The following is a 17,663-nucleotide window of genomic DNA, read 5'->3' as shown; positions in this document are numbered from 1 at the left end:
GTTTGCCGATGTCGATACCGAGAAGCGTCATCGTATTCATGAGAGATCCTCCGTCCGAAAACGAGAAAAGCCCTGCAAGCGTAAACCTGCAGGGCTTCTCGGTCAGGCTGACCATCTCATTAGCCCCGACTCGCCAGAGCCGGGGGCTTTTGTGTCTGGAGTGATCCTGACCCGGCTAGGCCTTGCGCTGCCCCCATGCCACCGACAGACCGCTCAGGCAGATGACCGCGATGCCGACTATCGCGTAGCGATCGGGGGTGTGATCAAAAATCAGGAAACCATACAACCCGGCAAACAGGATCTGCCCATAGCTGAACGGCGCCAGCATGGCCGGTGCGGCGTGGCGGAACGACTGGGTCAACAGCATGTGGCCGAGCATGCCGCAAGTGCCCAGGCCGATCATGAACAAGCCGTGGGTCAAGGTTGGCGTGCTCCAGAAAAACGGCAGCAATGCGCTCATGATCAGGCTATTGATGATACCGGTGAGAAAGTTGCTGGTGGTCGGGCTATCAATGCCGGTGAGCTTGCGGGTCAACAACTGATAGAAACCAAAACACAGCGCCGAACACAGCGGCAATATAATGGACGGCGTAAACAGCGCGCCGCCCGGGCGAATCACGATCAGCACGCCAACAAACCCGCCAAGCACGGCCATCCACTGCCTTCGGGTCACGTGCTCGCCCAACAGCGGTACCGACAATGCGGTCACCAGCAGCGGCGCAAGGAAGTTCACGGCGGTGGCTTCCGCCAGCGGGATATAGCGCAGCCCCGTGGTAAAAAACAGGCTGGTGCCAATCAGGCACATCGCACGAAGGAATTGCAGCCCCGGGCGCTTGGTGCGCACCACTGCGGAAAAACCGCTGCGCGGCACAAACACCACCAGCATCAACAGGGTATGCACCACATAACGTGCCCAGACCACCATAACGATGGGGTAAAACCCCGAGAGGTATTTGGACAGGGTGTCATGGCTGGCAAACAGCAGGACCGCCAGGCAAATCAGCAGGATGCCTTTGATAGGTTGTTCGGCGGCGTTGGACAATGGCTGGCTGGCACTCATTCACACACTCGACACAAATTCCCTACAAAATACGAAGCCCGCTACCTATCAAGCCGGCGTGTGTGCGTATATAAAAGCACCCCATCGCCGCAGGACGAACGAAGCGATGACGATGCCATCCTCCGGGTGACACCAGCGGGCTCAATTATGCAGGTTGTCTTTCAGGCGCAGGCTGGGGCTCAAGCGCAGCATTTCCAGACCGCTGTCGACCCAGCGTTCGGCTTCCGTGTGTAACTCAAAGGCGTCAGGAGCCAACAGCCATTGGTACAGAATGCCATCGATGTAGGCGTGAATGCTCACCGCAGCACGGGCCGTATCGAGGTTTTCCGGCAATTGGCCGCGATTGACCGCATTACGCAGTGCCAGCCCGATGTGCGCATTACATTCCAGACTGAGCGTGCGACGTTGCTGGCGCAGATCACACATTTCATCAGTGAATTCACACTTGTGAAACAGAATCTCATTGATGCGTCGGGTCTTTGGGTCCAAGGCAACTTGATGAAACAAATGAATCAGCAGCTTGCGCATGCAGCCCAGCGGATCTTCTTCCTCTTCGCTTTCGCTGGCCCGGGCCATCTCGGCCAGCGGCTCATGCAAACTGTCGAGCATGGCCTGGACCAGGTCCGCCTTGTTGCTGAAATGCCAGTAGATGGCTCCCCGCGTCACGCCGGCCAGAGTCGCGATGTCCGCCAGCGTGGTGCGTGCAACGCCCCGCTCGTAAAAGGCTTTTTCTGCCGCTTCGAGTATCTGGCTTCGGGTTTCTTGAGCTTCCTCTTTGGTGCGACGGACCATGGCAGTAAAACCTCAATCAGGAATGCTTCAGCGATGCCTGAACATCATCTGAACAAATGTGGGGTGACCTCTTTCGGGTCGCTTCCCCGGCCTACAATTCACGCCTTGAAACAGCTTTCGTAACCAAATGGGCAAGCAGCCAAGGTATTTACAAACAACCATGAACGTAAGTATATTCCTTAGCAAGCTACTTATCCACTCAGCGCCATTTTTTTACCTTTCCACCTTTCTAGTGCGCACTGTGCGTGCCTGACCCGAGGATCTTCATGCAATTCAAGCCAGCTGTTACCGCTCTGGTCACTGCCGTCGCCCTGGCAGCCCTGCTCAGCGGATGTAAAAAGGAAGAGGCGGCCCCTGCCGCGCAAGCCCCTCTGGTCGGTGTCGTTACCCTTCAAACCCAAGCCTTTACCCTGACCTCCGAACTGCCGGGCCGGACCACGGCCTACCGAATCGCGGAAGTTCGTCCACAGGTCAATGGCATCATTCTCAAGCGTCTGTTCAAGGAAGGCGGCGACGTCAAGGAAGGCCAGCAGCTCTACCAGATCGACCCTTCGGTCTATCAGGCGACCCTGGCCAGTGCGCAAGCCAACCTGCAATCGACCAAGTCGATTTCCGATCGCTACAAACAACTGGTCGACGAGCAAGCCGTGAGTCGCCAGGAGTACGACACCGCCTTGGCCAACCGCCTGCAATCGGAAGCCTCCCTGCAAACGGCCCAGATCAACCTGCGCTACACCAAGGTGCTGGCACCGTTGACCGGCCGCATTGGCCGCTCCAGCGTTACCGAAGGGGCGCTGGTAAACAATGGCCAGACCGACGCCATGGCCGTGATCCAGCAACTGGACCCGATCTACGTCGACGTCACCCAGTCCTCGGTCGAACTGCTCGAATTGCGCCGTGAGCTGGAAAGCGGTCGCCTGCAAAAGGCTGGCGATAACGCCGCCATGGTCAAGCTGACCCTTGAGGACGGCAGCCAGTACAAGCAACAGGGCAAGCTGGAGTTCTCCGAAGTCACGGTTGACCAGGCCACCGGTTCCGTGACCCTGCGCGCCGTGTTCCCCAACCCTGACCACACCCTGCTGCCGGGCATGTTCGTGCACGCCCAGCTGCAAGCCGGCGTGAACAGCGCTGCGATCCTGGCCCCGCAACAAGGCGTGACCCGTGATCTCAAAGGTACCCCCACTGCGCTGGTTGTCGGCCCGGACAACAAGGTTGAACTGCGTCAGCTCAAGGCCAGCCGCACCGTTGGCAACCAATGGCTGATCGAAGATGGCCTCAAGGCTGGCGACCGACTGATCACCGAAGGCCTGCAATACGTCAAGCCCGGCGTTGAGGTCAAAGTCAGCGAAGCGACTAACGTAGCCCCGAAAAACCCGGCCACCGCACAGGTAACAAACAAAGCTGCGGGCGGCAAAGGGGAGTAAACCATGTCGAAATTCTTTATCGACCGTCCGATTTTCGCCTGGGTAATTGCCCTGGTGATCATGCTGGTCGGGGCTCTATCGATCCTCAAGTTGCCTATCAACCAGTACCCGAGCATCGCCCCACCGGCGATCGCCATCTCCGTGACCTACCCGGGTGCGTCTGCGCAGACCGTGCAGGACACCGTGGTCCAGGTGATCGAGCAGCAACTCAACGGCATCGACAACCTGCGTTATGTGTCCTCGGAAAGTAACTCCGACGGCACCATGACCATCACCGCGACCTTCGAGCAAGGTACCAACTCCGATACCGCACAGGTCCAGGTCCAGAACAAACTGAACCTGGCGACCCCGCTGCTGCCGCAAGAAGTGCAGCAACAGGGCATCCGCGTGACCAAGGCAGTGAAAAACTTCCTGCTGGTGATCGGCGTGGTTTCGCGCGACGGCAGCATGACCAAGGACGACCTGTCCAACTACATCGTGTCCAACATGCAGGACCCGATCTCGCGGACCGCCGGTGTCGGTGACTTCCAGGTGTTCGGTGCCCAGTACGCCATGCGGATCTGGCTCGACCCGGCCAGGTTGAATAACTACAACCTGACCCCGGTTGACGTTAAAAACGCCGTTGCCGCCCAGAACGTGCAAATTTCTTCCGGTCAGCTCGGTGGCTTGCCTGCCCTGCCCGACACTCAGTTGAATGCCACGATCATTGGCAAGACCCGCTTGCAAACGGCCGAGCAGTTCAAGGAAATCCTGCTCAAGGTCAACAAGGACGGCTCCCAGGTTCGCCTGAAGGATGTCGCAGACGTCGGCCTTGGCGGTGAAAACTACAGCATCAATGCCCAGTTCAACGGCGCCCCGGCCTCCGGTCTGGCGGTGAAGCTGGCGACCGGCGCCAACGCCCTTGACACGGCCAAGGCCCTGCGCAAAACCATTGAAGACCTCAAGCCATTCTTCCCTGAAGGCATGGAAGTGGTGTTCCCGTACGACACCACGCCGGTGGTGACCGAATCGATCAAGGGTGTGGTTGAGACCCTGGTCGAAGCGATCGTACTGGTGTTCCTGGTGATGTTCCTGTTCCTGCAAAACTTCCGCGCTACCGTCATCACCACCATGACCGTACCGGTGGTACTGCTGGGTACGTTCGGGATCCTCGCGGCGTTCGGCTTCAGCATCAACACCCTGACCATGTTCGGTATGGTCCTGGCCATCGGCTTGCTGGTGGACGACGCCATCGTCGTGGTGGAAAACGTCGAACGGGTCATGAGCGAAGAAGGCCTGTCACCCAAGGAAGCCACCAAGAAGTCCATGGGCCAGATCCAGGGCGCACTGGTCGGTATTGCCCTGGTTCTGTCGGCGGTACTGCTGCCGATGGCGTTCTTCAGCGGCTCCACGGGTGTGATCTACAAGCAGTTCTCGATCACCATCGTGTCGGCCATGGCCCTCTCGGTCCTGGTGGCCCTGATCTTCACCCCGGCACTCTGCGCCACCATGCTCAAGGCCATTCCGAAAGGCGAGCACGGCGTACCGAAACGCGGCTTCTTTGGCTGGTTCAACCGCAACTTCGACCGCGGCGTGCGCGGGTATGAGCGCGGCGTGGGCAACATTCTCACGCACAAGGCCCCGTACCTGCTGGCCTACATCATCATCATCGTCGGCATGATCTGGCTGTTCACCCGCATTCCAACCGCGTTCCTGCCCGAAGAAGACCAGGGCGTACTCTTCGCCCAGGTACAAACCCCGGCCGGTTCCAGCGCCCAGCGTACCCAAGTGGTCGTGGACGAGATGCGCGAGTTCCTGCTGCGTCCAGGCAGCGAGGGCGGTGAAGGCGATGCGGTTGCCTCGGTGTTCACCGTCAACGGCTTCAACTTCGCCGGTCGTGGCCAGAGCTCGGGCATGGCGTTCATCATGCTCAAGCCATGGGACGAGCGTAACGCCGACAACAGCGTGTTCAAGGTCGCGGCCCGGGCCCAACAGCACTTCTTCACGTTCCGTGACGCCATGGTGTTCGCGTTCGCGCCACCGGCGGTACTGGAACTGGGCAACGCCACCGGTTTCGACGTGTTCCTGCAGGACCGCGCCGGTATCGGTCACGAGAAGCTGATGGAGGCACGCAACCAGTTCCTCGGCATGGCCGCGCAGAGCAAAGTGCTGGTGCAGGTGCGTCCGAATGGCCTGAACGATGAGCCGCAGTATCAACTGGAAATCGACGATGAGAAGGCCAGCGCCCTGGGCGTCACGCTGACCGAAATCAACAACACCTTGTCGATTGCCTTGGGCAGTAGCTACGTCAACGACTTCATCGACCGTGGTCGGGTGAAGAAGGTCTACATCCAGGGCCAACCGGGTGCGCGCATGAGCCCCGAGGACCTGCAGAAGTGGTACGTGCGCAACAGCAAAGGCACCATGGTTCCGTTCTCGGCATTCGCCAAGGGCACGTGGATCTATGGCTCGCCGAAGCTGGCCCGTTACAACGGTGTAGAAGCCATGGAGATCCTCGGTGCCCCGGCCCCGGGTTACTCCACCGGTGAGGCCATGGCCGAAGTCGAAGCCATTGCCAAGAAACTGCCGGCCGGTGTCGGCATTTCCTGGACCGGCCTGTCCTACGAGGAGCGCCTGTCCGGTTCCCAGGCTCCGGCGCTGTACGCCTTGTCGCTGCTGATGGTGTTCCTGTGTCTGGCTGCGTTGTACGAAAGCTGGTCGATTCCGATCGCGGTGATGTTGGTGGTACCGCTGGGGATCATCGGTGCCCTGCTCGCCACCAGCCTGCGCGGCCTGTCCAACGACGTGTACTTCCAGGTGGGCCTGTTGACGACCATCGGCCTGGCGGCGAAAAACGCCATTCTGATTGTCGAATTCGCCAAGGAGCTGCATGAACAAGGGCGCAGCCTGAGGGATGCCGCCATTGAAGCCTGCCGGATGCGTCTGCGCCCGATCATCATGACCTCGCTCGCGTTCGTCCTGGGTGTGGTGCCACTGGCCATCTCCACCGGTGCAGGCTCCGGCAGCCAGCATGCCATCGGCACCGGGGTGATCGGCGGTATGATCACGGCCACGGTCCTGGCGATCTACTGGGTACCACTGTTCTTTGTCACCGTGTCGGCGATGGGTCAACGCAAGATTGCGGACCAGGATGACGACGCAACCGAAACTCCTAAAGAGGCTGGCCAATGAGCAAGTCGCTACTCTCCTTAGCCATCGCCGCGTTCGTGCTCGGTGGCTGCTCGCTGATTCCCGAGTATCAGCAGCCCGAAGCCCCCGTGGCCGGGCAATACCCACAGGGGCCGGCCTACACACCGGCCCAGGCGGCAGGCCAGGCTGCGGCCGAACAGGGCTGGAAGCAGTTTTTCCATGACCCGGCCCTGCAACAGCTGATCCAGACCGCACTGGAAAACAACCGCGACCTGCGTGTCGCGGCCCTGAACATCGACGCCTATGCGGCTCAATACCGCATTTCCCGCGCCGACCTGTTCCCGGCGGTTTCGGCCAATGGCAGCGGTAGCCGTCAGCGGCTCCCGGCAGATGCCTCGCAAACCGGTGATTCGAGCATCAACAGTTCCTACTCGGCGACCCTGGGCGTCAGCGCTTATGAACTCGACCTGTTCGGTCGCATTCGCAGCCTGAACGAACAGGCGCTGCAAGCTTACTTCGCCACTGAAGAAGCGCGTCGCAGCACCCAGATCAGCCTGGTGGCCAGTGTGGCCAACGCCTACCTGACCTGGCAGGCCGACAAAGAACTGCTCAAGCTGACCCAGGACACCCTCGCCACCTTCGAAGAAAGCTACCGCCTTACCGCGCGCAGCAACGAAGTCGGCGTGGCCTCGGCGCTGGACTTGAGCCAATCGCGTACGTCGGTGGAAAACGCCCGGGTGCAACTGGCCAAGTACACACGCTTGGTCGCCCAGGACGAAAACAACCTGACGCTGCTGCTCGGTACCGGCGTGCCGGCCAACCTGACCGCGGCCAAGCCACTGGACGACGACCTGCTCAGCGAATTGCCGCCGGGCCTGCCGTCGGACCTGTTGCAACGCCGTCCGGACATCCTTGCCGCCGAGCACAACCTCAAGGCCGCCAACGCCAACATTGGCGCGGCACGGGCAGCGTTCTTCCCGAGCATCAGCCTGACGGCCAATGCCGGCAGCCTGAGCCCGGACCTGTCCGGCCTGTTCAAAGGCGGTTCGGGCACCTGGTTGTTCCAGCCACAAATCAACCTGCCGATCTTCAACGCCGGTGCGTTGAGTGCCAGCCTGGATTACTCGAAAATCCAGAAAGACATCACCGTCGCGCAGTATGAGAAGTCGATTCAGACTGCTTTCCAGGAAGTGTCCGATGGCCTCGCGGCGCGTCAGACCTTCAACCAGCAGTTGCAGGCCCAGCGTGACTTCGTACAGGCCAACCAGGACTACTACCGCCTGGCCGAGCGTCGCTACCGCATTGGTGTCGACAGCAACCTGACCTTCCTCGATGCCCAGCGTCAGTTGTTCAGTGCGCAACAGTCGCTGATCACCGATCGCCTGTCGCAACTGGTCAGCGAAGTAAACCTGTACAAAGCGCTCGGCGGGGGCTGGAACGCCCAGACCGCGAAGAACGAGCCGGTGAAAGAAGAAGCACCGAAGCTGAAGATGTTCTGATCAGCGCGTAAACACGAAGCCCACCTTTTGGTGGGCTTTTTGTTGACCTCGGGAAGCTGAGTTGCCTGGCCTGAAGCTTTCGCGAGCACATCCCCCCGCCCTCAAAAACCTGATCCATCCTTCGTTCGATAATCGCCCAAAAGCCCGTTTCGCCGATTGAACCTCTGCGCCCATCCCCCGCACCATTTGTCGTACAACACCCATGACATCAGGTTCGACACCATGCTCCCGCGCCCTGCCCCGTCCGGCTGATTCCCTTCGTTTACCCCCGATTCGATTGTTTGTCTGCAACCCCCGGGTTGCGGCATTGCCTCGCCTCATCCCTGACAATAAGAGAAACCCGAACCCATGACGCCCTCCACCACGCCGTATTTGTTTCCCGGCCTGATCGCCATCGCCATGACCGGCACGGCCCTGCCCGCCATGGCCCAGGAGTCTGGTTTTGTCGAAGACGCCAAGGTCAATCTGAACCTGCGTAACTTCTACATCAACCGCAACTTCACCAACCCGACCAAGGCTCAGGGCAAGGCCGAAGAGTGGACGCAAAGCTTCATCCTCGATGCAAAGTCCGGGTTCACCCAGGGCACCGTCGGCTTCGGCATGGATGTGCTGGGGCTGTACTCAGTGAAGCTCGATGGCGGCAAAGGCACCGCCGGTACACAGTTGCTGCCGCTGGACCACGATGGCCGGCCAGCCGACAACTTCGGGCGCACCAACGTGGCGTTCAAGACCAGGCTGTCGCAGACAGAACTGAAGGTCGGCGAATGGATGCCGGTGCTGCCGATTCTGCGTTCGGACGATGGCCGTTCATTGCCACAAACCTTTCGCGGCGGCCAACTCACTTCGAAGGAGATCGACGGCCTGACGCTGTACGGCGGGCAGTTGCGCGCCAACAGTCCGCGTGACGACAGCAGCATGAGCGATATGTCGATGAGTGGCCGAGCAACCGTCACCTCCGACCGCTTCAACTTCGCAGGCGCCGAGTACAGTTTCAATGAAAAGCGCACGCAAATCGCCGCGTGGAATGCTGAACTCAAGGACATCTACAGCCAGCAATTCCTCAACCTGATCCACAGTCAACCCGTGGGCGACTGGACCCTGGGGGCCAACCTAGGGTTCTTTCATGGCCAGGAAGAGGGCAGCGCCCGGGCCGGTGATCTCGACAACAAGACCTGGTCCGGAATGTTCTCGGCCAAATACGGCGGCAGCACTGTCTACCTCGGCTTGCAGAAGCTCACCGGCGACAGCGCGTGGATGCGGGTCAACGGCACCAGTGGTGGAACGCTGGCCAACGACAGCTTCAACTCAAGCTACGACAACGCCAGGGAAACGTCCTGGCAACTGCGCCACGACTACAACTTCGCCGCCGTCGGCCTCCCCGGCCTGACCCTGATGAACCGCTACATCAGCGGCGACAACGTTCACACCGCAACCGTCACCGATGGCAAGGAATGGGGCCGCGAGAGTGAGCTCGGCTATACGGTACAAAGCGGCAGCCTGAAAAACCTCAACCTCAGGTGGCGCAACTCGACCCTGCGCCGGGACTACAGCAACAACGAGTTCGACGAAAACCGTGTGATCATCAGCTACCCCATCAGCCTGCTCTGACTCGATATAATGTCCTCGACCTGCTGAACCGTTCAGTGTCGTGACGTTCCTATGGGGACTTTCCCGGGAACGACTGCCTTGGCGCGCGGTAAATGACTGTGCGCCAACAGGTTGCCCCCTTCCTGATCTGTCGCCGGTCACGTCAACACTATGAAATCGATCCTCTGCTTTGTGTCTGCCCTCGCCCTTGCGCTCGGCCTCAGTGGCTGTATCGGCCCGCCGATCGCCCTGACGCCGCAGACCGAGCAGCGCTTACAGGCATCACCGCCGATCCGTTTCCTGCTGACCTTCGACGATGGCCCCAGCGCATCCGGCTGGGCCAATCCGTCACGTGCGATACTCGAGGTGTTGGCCAACAACCCGATTCAACCGGGCATCAAGGCGGTGTTCTTCGTACAGACACGGGCCCCACGGGCCGGTGGCAGCGAACGGGGTCGCAAAACCATGCTCCGTGAACATGCGGCCGGCCACATCCTGGGCTTCCACACTGCCACGCCGTGGCACACCAATCATCGTTCCCTTGATCCACAAGAACTCGAGCAGGCGCTCACCTGGGGCTGCGCCGACATCGCGTCGCTCACCGGCACACCGCCGACGCTGGTCCGTCCGCCCTTCTGGAGTTATGACAAACGCACCTTCGCCGCCTATCAACAGCATGGCTTGCAAGTGCTGCTGACTGACTTGAGCGCCAATGACGGCAAGGTCTGGGGCATCACTGCCAGCCCCCGCAGGCGCGCCAATCTGGTGCGGCAGCTGTCGGAAACCCGCGAACGAATCGCCAACGGTGAGTTGCCGACCGTGGATGGCGTCATCCCGGTGGTGGTGACCTTTCACGACCTCAATCGCTACACGGCCCGGCACATGGAGGAGTACCTGCAGATTCTGCTCGACAGTGCGCAACAGACAAGCGTGCGCGTAGACGCCAAGCCCTTCTACGATGATTCGACGGCGTTGCAGCGTGCGGCCATGACTCGCACGCTGCGCAATTCGGACGAGCCCGCGCGCTTACCGGGGGCGTGGAACTGGATCTGGGGCCGCAACCCCCATTGAGCCGGTACGCACTTACTCCCGGGACTCGACACCCAGCTCGTCCCACACCGATGCCGCCAGGTGGAAGGTCGCATTGGCTGCCGGAATGCCGCAGTAGATCGCACTCTGCATCAGCACTTCCTTGATCTCGGCGCGGGTGACGCCATTGTTCGCGGCCGCACGCAGGTGCAACTTCAGCTCTTCGTTACGGTTCATGCCGATCAGCATGGCGATGGTCACCAGGCTGCGGGTGTGCCGCGGCAAGCCCGGGCGGGTCCAGATGTCACCCCAGGCATGCCGGGTGATCATTTCCTGAAACTCCGAATTGAACTCGTTCAGGGTCTCGAGACTGCGGTCGACATGGGCATCACCCAGCACCGCGCGACGCACTTGCATGCCGTCGGCATAACGTTGTTTCTCGTCCACGGATATCCCCTCAATGACCTGACAGAAAGGTCAGCACACGCTCACTGAACGCACTACCGGCCTGAACGTTGGACAGGTGCGCGGCATAGAATTCGGCGTACTCCGCGCCCTGCACGCGCTCCTGGATGAAGTGGCTGCCCGAGGGCGGCGTGACCGCATCTTCGGTACCGGCGATCACCAGCAGCGGCACCTTGATCGAAGACAGTTGCTCACTGAAATCGGCATCACGAACCGCAGCACAGTTGGCCGCGTAACCCTGTGGCGAGGTGGCCGCCAGCATGTCAGTGATCTGCTTGGCCACCGCCGGATGCGCCTGGGAAAAGTCCGGGGTAAACCAGCGGGCAATCGAGGCATCACGCAGGGCTACCATCGCCGCGGGGCCATCGCGCAACACGGTTTCGATGCGCGGGTCCCAGATCGAGGACTCACCAATTTTCGCCGCCGTATTGCACACCACCAGCGAGAGCAGGCGCGAGCTGGCGTTGATCCCCAGCCACTGACCGATCAGGCCGCCCATGGACAGGCCACAAAAGTGCGCGCGCTCGATGTGCAAGGCATCCAGCAAGGCCAGCACATCGCGCCCCAATTGTTCGATGCTGTAGGGGCCCGGAGTGACCAGCGAACGGCCATGGCCGCGTGTGTCGAAACGCAACACCCGAAAGTGTTCGGCAAACGCGGGAATCTGCGCGTCCCACATGTGCAGGTCGGTGCCCAGGGAGTTGGACAACACCAATACCGGCGCATGCTCTGGACCGTCGAGCTGGTAGTGCAGTTCGCCATCGGCGAGTGGTACAAATGCCACGGAAATTCTCCTTCAGACAATCAATGCCAGATGTTCGGCCAACGCACGCTCGACCCAGGTTTTCGCCTGGCCGAGGTAATGCGCAGGGTTCATTAATTGATCGAGTTGCGCCCCGGACAGCTCGGCTGTCACCCGGGGTTCATCCCCCAGCACCGTCCGCAGATGTCGCTGCTCGGTCACGGCGCGTTTGCAGCACAGCTCCAGCAGGTGATGCGCTTGCTCGCGTCCGATGCGTTGGGCCAGCACGATACTCACCGCTTCCGCCAGGACCAGCCCTTGGGTCAAGTCCAGGTTTGTGGCCATGCGCTGGGTGTCGACCTCCAGACCTTCGGCCAGCAGCAACGCTTGCTGCAAGGCACCGGACACCAGGCAGCAGATCTCCGGCAGGGTTTCCCACTCGGCATGCCACAACCCCAGGCTGCGCTCATGCTCTTGCGGCATGGCGCTGAACAGGGTCGAGAGCAGGCCGGGCACGCGCGTGGCCGCGCTGATCAGCACCGCAGCGCCCACCGGATTGCGTTTGTGCGGCATGGTCGAGGAACCGCCCTTGCCCGGAGCCGAAGGCTCGAATACTTCCGCCACTTCGGTCTGCATCAACAGGCTGATGTCGCGACCCAGCTTGCCGAGGCTGCCGGCAATCAATCCCAGGGCAGCGCCGAACTCCACCAGGCGGTCACGCTGGGTATGCCAGGGTTGTTCCGGCAGGGTCAGTTGCAGCTCCTGAGCCAGCGCCTCGGCAATCGGCATCGCCTGTTCGCCCAAGGCTGCCAGGGTACCACTGGCGCCACCGAACTGCAGCACCAACAGCCGCGGCTTGAGGGCTTGCAGCCGTTGCTGGCTACGGGTTACCGCACCCAGCCAGCCGGCGATTTTCATCCCCAGCGTGACCGGCGTCGCATGTTGCAGCCAGGTGCGCCCGGCCAGTGGCGTGGCGATGTGACGTCGGGCCTGGGTCGCCAGCGCGGCGCCGAGGCGTGCCAGGTCGGCTTCGATCAGGCACAAGGCGCTGCGCACTTGCAGCACCAGGCCACTGTCCATCACGTCCTGGCTGGTGGCTCCCAGATGCACATACCGCTCAGCGTCCGCGTCATGCACCGCGATCTGCTTGCCCAGTGCCTTGACCAGGGGAATGGCCGAATTGCCTGCGCAGACAATCGCCTCGCCCAAGGCAGAAAAATCATAGAGCCCTGCCCGACAAGCCGCTTCGATAGGGGCAACGACTGACGGTGGAATCAGTCCGACCCGCGCCTCAGCCCGGGCCAATGCCGCCTCGAAGTCGAGCATGGCCTGCACCCGCCCCTGATCGCTGAACACTTCACGCATGGTCAGGGCAGTGAAATAGGCGTCGAACAGTTGATTGCCCGGTCGTTGCATAGGGATTCCTTACGCGGCGCGCGCCCGATGCAGGCGCGCGCCAACAGCTTAAAGATCGTGGTGCAGGTACGCAGCCTGCTTTGGTAAACGCAAACTGAACAGGAACGCGACTACCATCATTACCGTCACGTACCGCTCCCTCCCCACAACAGCGCTTTCACTCAGTAGTCGAAGAACACCGTCTCGGCATCAGTGCCTTGCAGGATCACGTTCCACTGATATACGCCTGTCGCATCCTGCTTCGCCAGCAATGTACTGCGGCGCTCGGCCGGTACGCATTCGAGCAACGGGTCCGCGACGTTAGCCGGCTCGCCCTCGAAGTAAATCCGGGTGAGCAGGTGTTTGACCAGGCCACGGGCAAATACCAGCACCACCAGATGGGGCGCCTGGGTACTGCCTTTGAGTCCGGGCACGGTACCCGGCTTGATCGTGGTGAAGCGGAACCGCCCCTGGGCATCCACCGGCACTCGACCGAAGCCCATGAAGTTCGGATCCAGGGGTTTGTCCTGATCGTCTTCGGGATGGTCATACTTGCCGGCGGCGTTGGCCTGCCAAACCTCCAGCATCGCATCGTTGACGAACTCGCCATTGCCATCGACCACTTGCCCGGTGATGACTACCCGCTCGCCAAGGGTGTGTTCGACGGTCAGGTTTTCACGGTTCAGCCAGGTCAATCCAATGTGGTAGTACGGCCCTACGGTGTGGGACGTCGTTGCAGTCAGCGTCATCTTATTTCTCCATCGGCGTGGCATCGCGGCCGCGCAAAACGATGTCCCAACGATAACCGAGGGCATGGGAAGGGATGGTTTTTTCCAGGTCGAAGCTGGCGATCAAGCGCTCTTTGGCACGGGTGTCGGGTACGCAGTTGTAGATCGGGTCATAGGCCAGCAACGGGTCGCCCGGGAAATACATCTGGGTCACCAGGCGCGTCAGAATGCTCGGCCCGAACAGCGAAAAATGGATATGGGCCGGGCGCCAGGCATTGTGGTGGTTGCCCCAAGGGTACGCACCGGGTTTGATCGTCTGGAACTGGTAGGCACCATTGGCATCGGTGACGGTACGGCCGGTACCGGTGAAGTTCGGGTCCAGCGGCGCGTCATGCAGGTCACGGGCATGGTTATAGCGACCGGCCGCATTGGCCTGCCAGATTTCCACCAGGATCCCCGGTACCGGCAAGCCGTTTTCGTCCAGCACACGACCGTGAATGATGATCCGCTCACCCAGGGGGGCCCCCGCATGCTGAGCCGTCAGGTCGTTGTCCTGCTCATTCACGGACTCGGCACCGATGGTCGGGCCGGTGATTTCCGACAGCGAATGCGGTAGGAATACCAGTGGTTTGGACGGCGAACGAAGGTTCGTCGATTGATACGCCGGATGCAGATACTCCGGCTGGGTGCCCGCTTGCGGGCGAAGGTAACCAGGCTTGTCAGTCATGAAGCAGTCCTCGATTCTTATTCGATGTTCACAGCGGCGTCAGACCCGTTCGATCGCCAGCGCCAGACCTTGGCCAACGCCGACACACATGGTCGCCAGGCCTTTCTTGCCACCGGTCTTTTCCAACTGGTGCAGTGCCGTCAGCACCAACCGCGCACCACTCATGCCTAACGGATGCCCCAGCGCGATGGCGCCACCGTTCGGGTTGACCTGCTCCGCGTCATCGGCCAGCCCCAACTCACGCAACACCGCCAACCCTTGGCTGGCAAAGGCCTCATTGAGTTCGATCACATCGAAATCACTGACCGCCACACCCAGGCGCTCGACCAGCTTGCGCACCGCCGGTACCGGGCCAATGCCCATGACACGGGGGGCAACACCGGCGCTGGCCATGCCCAGGACTTTCGCCCGGGCGGTCAGGCCGTGCTTCTTCACCGCGTCGCCCGAAGCCAGGATCAGCGCCGCAGCGCCGTCGTTGACGCCCGAAGCGTTGCCGGCAGTGACGGTCTTGTCCGAGCCATTGACCGGCTTGAGCTTGCCCAGGGTTTCCAGAGTCGTGTCCGCTCGCGGATGTTCGTCCTGCTCGACCACACTCTCACCCTTCTTGTGAGCAATGCGTACCGGGACGATTTCTTCAGCGAAGTAACCCGCCGCTTGCGCGACGGCCGTGCGTTGCTGGCTGCGCAGGGCAAAGGCGTCCTGATCCGCGCGGGAAATCCCATAATCGTCCGCCACGTTGTCAGCGGTCTGAGGCATCGCATCGACGCCGTACTGGGCTTTCATCAAAGGGTTGATGAAGCGCCAGCCGATGGTGGTGTCTTCCAGCTTCATGTTGCGCGAAAACGCCGCATCTGCCTTGCCCATCACGAACGGGGCGCGGGACATCGACTCGACGCCACCGGCAATCGCCAGCTCCATTTCGCCACTGGCAATGGCCCGGAACGCGGTACCGATCGCGTCCATGCCCGAAGCACACAGGCGGTTGAGGGTGACCCCGGGAATGCTGTGCGGCAAGCCGGCCAACAGCAACGCCATGCGCGCGACGTTGCGGTTGTCTTCGCCGGCCTGGTTGGCACAGCCGAGGAACACCTCATCCACTGCGTTCCAGTCAACGCCTGGATTACGCGCCATCAGTGCCTTGATCGGCACCGCGGCCAGGTCATCGGCGCGGACCGCTGACAAGCCACCGCCAAAACGGCCGATGGGGGTGCGAATCGCGTCGCAGATATACACCTCGCGCATCATGCTTCTCCTGGTGCCTGGCCGTGGGCGGCGGCGGTGCGTGCTTCCAGATCGCGCAGCGCAACCAATTCAACCTCGGTCGGCGCCGCTGTCTGCTGCACCTGCTCGGCAAAACGGATGGCCCAACCGGTGGCGGCGATCACTTGCTCGCGGGTCACCCCCGGGTGCAACGCCGTGACTACGAATTCATGGGTGCCGGCTTCCGGTTCCATGATGCACAGGTCGGTGATGATCCCGACCGGGCCGGCACCGGGCAGCCCCAGGCGCTGGCGTGAATCACCGCCCTCGCCATGACCGACCGAAGTGATGAAATCGAGCTTGTCGACGAACGAACGGGCCGACTGCTTGAGAATGATCAGCACGCTCTTTGCCGAACCGGCGATCTCCGGCGCACCACCCGCACCCGGCAGGCGCACTTTGGGCTGATGGTAGTCACCGACCACCGTGGTGTTGATGTTACCGAAACGGTCGACCTGGGCCGCGCCGAGGAAACCGACGTCAATGCGCCCGCCCTGCAGCCAGTAGCGAAAGATCTCGCCGGTCGGCACCACGGTATCAGCGGTCTCGGCCAGTTCGCCGTCGCCGATGGACAGCGGCAATACGCTCGGCTTGGCACCGATCGGCCCCGATTCGTAAATCAGCACCACATCCGGCGAGGACGTCAGGCGGGCCAGGTTGGCCGCTTTGGAAGGCAGGCCGATGCCAACGAAGCACACCGAACCGTTCTTCAGGCGGCGCGCGGCGGCCACCGTCATCATTTCATTGGTGGAGTAAGTCATTATTGGGCCTCCGAAGCACGGGCCAGCTTGGCCTGGAATTCATTGAAATCAGCACTGCCGTGGATGTATTCGTTAATCCACGCGGTGAAGGTTTCGCGGTCGCGGGCGATCGGGTCCCAGGCTTGATAAAAACGGTTGTCGCGCTCGGTGTAACCGTGAGCGTAGGACGGGTGCGCACCACCAGGCACGTGGCAAACCGCGCTCAGGGCCCAGGTCGGCAGTACACAGGCATTCATCGGGGCATTGAGGTCGTCGACGATCTCTTCGACGGTGACGATGCAGCGCTTGGCCGCCAACGCTGCCTCCTTCTGTACGCCAAGAATGCCCCAGAGCAGAACGTTGCCCCGACGGTCGGCTTTCTGCGCGTGAATCACCGTCACATCCGGACGCACCGACGGCACTGCCGCCAATACTTCACCGGTGAACGGGCAAGTGACGCTCTTGATCAGCGGGTTGACCTTGGGCAAGTCTGAACCGGCGTAGGCCCGCAGTACCGCGAATGGCAGGCCCGAGGCGCCAGCGACGTAGGCATTGGCCAGGTCGGCATGACTGTGTTCTTCGATCTCCAGCGGGTGCGGCCACTGCTTCTCGACCGCATCGCGCAGGCGGTGCAGCGAACCCACGCCCGGGTTACCGCCCCAGGAGAAAATCAGCTTGCGAGCGCAACCGGCACCGATCAACTGGTCGTAGACCAGGTCGGGGGTCATCCGCACCAGTGTCAGGTCTTTCTTGCCCTGACGAATGATTTCATGACCCGCTGCGGTGGGAATCAAGTGAGTGAAGCCTTCGAGCGCGACTGTGTCGCCGTCATTCACGAATTGCTTCACTGCGTCGTGCAGCGAAAGGATTGCAGCCATGGGGGTGGACTCCCGAGTATCAGTAAACCGACGTGGAGGACAAGGCGCGATAGGCAGCGCCGGATTGCCTGAAGGTTAAGCCGTGAAAAAAACCCAAACAATCCGATAATCGACTAAGTGTTCGTTTATCGAACATATTGTTACCTGCCTACCGATCCCCGTGCAGGAACGGACTTACCGGCGAAACGGCCAGTCCATTCACAAAAAG

The 17,663-nt window shown here is 61.2% G+C and carries 15 protein-coding genes; 5 read left to right on the top strand and 10 right to left on the bottom strand.

Features of this window, described 5'->3' with window-relative positions; genetic code table 11:
* Positions 1–175 precede the first annotated feature (175 nt).
* Together CKW07_RS20835 and emhR are read right to left on the bottom strand one after the other, a co-directional pair.
* Positions 176–1,060 carry a DMT family transporter gene (locus tag CKW07_RS20835; RefSeq protein ID WP_095146830.1) on the bottom strand — a complete coding sequence of 295 codons (885 nt, stop codon included), beginning with the start codon at positions 1,058–1,060 and terminating at the stop codon, positions 176–178.
* A gap of 141 nt (positions 1,061–1,201) precedes the next feature.
* Positions 1,202–1,852: an efflux system transcriptional repressor EmhR gene (gene emhR, locus CKW07_RS20830; RefSeq protein WP_095146829.1), complete on the bottom strand. Its 651-nt coding sequence runs from the start codon at positions 1,850–1,852 to the stop codon at positions 1,202–1,204.
* 266 nt (positions 1,853–2,118) lie between these two features.
* Between emhR and emhA the strand changes: the two genes are divergently transcribed.
* From emhA to CKW07_RS20805, 5 genes are all read left to right on the top strand, one after another.
* Complete coding sequence (gene emhA / locus CKW07_RS20825) at positions 2,119–3,276, top strand: efflux RND transporter periplasmic adaptor subunit EmhA (protein ID WP_095082744.1); 1,158 nt, start codon at positions 2,119–2,121, stop codon at positions 3,274–3,276.
* Positions 3,277–3,279: 3 nt separating this feature from the next.
* Entirely contained in the window at positions 3,280–6,447 is a 3,168-nt protein-coding gene (gene emhB / locus CKW07_RS20820) for an efflux RND transporter permease subunit EmhB (protein ID WP_095146828.1), read from the top strand.
* Positions 6,444–7,904: an AdeC/AdeK/OprM family multidrug efflux complex outer membrane factor gene (gene adeC, locus CKW07_RS20815; RefSeq protein ID WP_095146827.1), complete on the top strand. Its 1,461-nt coding sequence runs from the start codon at positions 6,444–6,446 to the stop codon at positions 7,902–7,904. Before emhB ends, adeC begins: the two co-directional genes overlap by 4 nt.
* Positions 7,905–8,252: 348 nt before the next feature.
* Entirely contained in the window at positions 8,253–9,512 is a 1,260-nt protein-coding gene (locus CKW07_RS20810) for an OprD family porin (protein ID WP_095146826.1), read from the top strand.
* Positions 9,513–9,662: 150 nt separating this feature from the next.
* Complete coding sequence (locus tag CKW07_RS20805; protein WP_095146825.1) at positions 9,663–10,562, top strand: polysaccharide deacetylase family protein; 900 nt, start codon at positions 9,663–9,665, stop codon at positions 10,560–10,562.
* A gap of 12 nt (positions 10,563–10,574) precedes the next feature.
* Here CKW07_RS20805 and pcaC read toward each other — a convergent pair whose 3' ends face one another.
* The 8 genes from pcaC to CKW07_RS20765 all read right to left on the bottom strand — a co-directional run bounded on the left by pcaC (position 10,575) and on the right by CKW07_RS20765 (position 17,455).
* Positions 10,575–10,967: a 4-carboxymuconolactone decarboxylase gene (pcaC, locus tag CKW07_RS20800; RefSeq protein ID WP_095146824.1), complete on the bottom strand. Its 393-nt coding sequence runs from the start codon at positions 10,965–10,967 to the stop codon at positions 10,575–10,577.
* A gap of 10 nt (positions 10,968–10,977) precedes the next feature.
* Positions 10,978–11,769, bottom strand: a complete 792-nt coding sequence (pcaD, locus tag CKW07_RS20795; protein ID WP_095146823.1) for a 3-oxoadipate enol-lactonase — start codon at positions 11,767–11,769, stop codon at positions 10,978–10,980.
* Between the two features lie 12 nt (positions 11,770–11,781).
* Positions 11,782–13,143, bottom strand: a complete 1,362-nt coding sequence (locus CKW07_RS20790) for a 3-carboxy-cis,cis-muconate cycloisomerase (protein WP_095146822.1) — start codon at positions 13,141–13,143, stop codon at positions 11,782–11,784.
* 161 nt (positions 13,144–13,304) lie between these two features.
* A complete protein-coding gene (gene pcaG / locus CKW07_RS20785) occupies positions 13,305–13,871 on the bottom strand; it encodes a protocatechuate 3,4-dioxygenase subunit alpha (protein WP_095146821.1) in 567 nt (188 codons plus the stop codon).
* Between the two features lies 1 nt (position 13,872).
* Positions 13,873–14,577: a protocatechuate 3,4-dioxygenase subunit beta gene (gene pcaH, locus CKW07_RS20780; RefSeq protein ID WP_095146820.1), complete on the bottom strand. Its 705-nt coding sequence runs from the start codon at positions 14,575–14,577 to the stop codon at positions 13,873–13,875.
* Positions 14,578–14,616: 39 nt separating this feature from the next.
* Positions 14,617–15,822: a 3-oxoadipyl-CoA thiolase gene (pcaF, locus tag CKW07_RS20775; RefSeq protein ID WP_176465351.1), complete on the bottom strand. Its 1,206-nt coding sequence runs from the start codon at positions 15,820–15,822 to the stop codon at positions 14,617–14,619.
* The gene (locus tag CKW07_RS20770; protein WP_176465352.1) at positions 15,819–16,601 is read right to left on the bottom strand and encodes a CoA-transferase subunit beta; all 783 of its coding nucleotides are present in this window, start codon (positions 16,599–16,601) and stop codon (positions 15,819–15,821) included. Before CKW07_RS20770 ends, pcaF begins: the two co-directional genes overlap by 4 nt.
* Positions 16,598–17,455: a CoA transferase subunit A gene (locus tag CKW07_RS20765; RefSeq protein WP_095146817.1), complete on the bottom strand. Its 858-nt coding sequence runs from the start codon at positions 17,453–17,455 to the stop codon at positions 16,598–16,600. Before CKW07_RS20765 ends, CKW07_RS20770 begins: the two co-directional genes overlap by 4 nt.
* Positions 17,456–17,663 lie beyond the last annotated feature (208 nt).

It is taken from the genome of Pseudomonas sp. Irchel s3b6 (assembly GCF_900187415.1).
Lineage (GTDB): Bacteria > Pseudomonadota > Gammaproteobacteria > Pseudomonadales > Pseudomonadaceae > Aquipseudomonas.
The sequence above is the reverse complement of the archived record's forward strand: the minus strand, read 5'-3'. Positions and strand labels throughout refer to the sequence as shown.

Bases quoted from the DNA above. Each gene is read 5' to 3' on its own strand.
- CKW07_RS20835 (WP_095146830.1), bottom strand. From the start codon at position 1,060: ATGAGTGCCAGCCAGCCATTGTCCAACGCCGCCGAACAACCTATCAAA.
- emhR (WP_095146829.1), bottom strand. From the start codon at position 1,852: ATGGTCCGTCGCACCAAAGAGGAAGCTCAAGAAACCCGAAGCCAGATA.
- emhA (WP_095082744.1), top strand. From the start codon at position 2,119: ATGCAATTCAAGCCAGCTGTTACCGCTCTGGTCACTGCCGTCGCCCTG.
- emhB (WP_095146828.1), top strand. From the start codon at position 3,280: ATGTCGAAATTCTTTATCGACCGTCCGATTTTCGCCTGGGTAATTGCC.
- adeC (WP_095146827.1), top strand. From the start codon at position 6,444: ATGAGCAAGTCGCTACTCTCCTTAGCCATCGCCGCGTTCGTGCTCGGT.
- CKW07_RS20810 (WP_095146826.1), top strand. From the start codon at position 8,253: ATGACGCCCTCCACCACGCCGTATTTGTTTCCCGGCCTGATCGCCATC.
- CKW07_RS20805 (WP_095146825.1), top strand. From the start codon at position 9,663: ATGAAATCGATCCTCTGCTTTGTGTCTGCCCTCGCCCTTGCGCTCGGC.
- CKW07_RS20790 (WP_095146822.1), bottom strand. From the start codon at position 13,143: ATGCAACGACCGGGCAATCAACTGTTCGACGCCTATTTCACTGCCCTG.
- pcaG (WP_095146821.1), bottom strand. From the start codon at position 13,871: ATGACGCTGACTGCAACGACGTCCCACACCGTAGGGCCGTACTACCAC.
- pcaH (WP_095146820.1), bottom strand. From the start codon at position 14,577: ATGACTGACAAGCCTGGTTACCTTCGCCCGCAAGCGGGCACCCAGCCG.
- pcaF (WP_176465351.1), bottom strand. From the start codon at position 15,822: ATGATGCGCGAGGTGTATATCTGCGACGCGATTCGCACCCCCATCGGC.
- CKW07_RS20765 (WP_095146817.1), bottom strand. From the start codon at position 17,455: ATGGCTGCAATCCTTTCGCTGCACGACGCAGTGAAGCAATTCGTGAAT.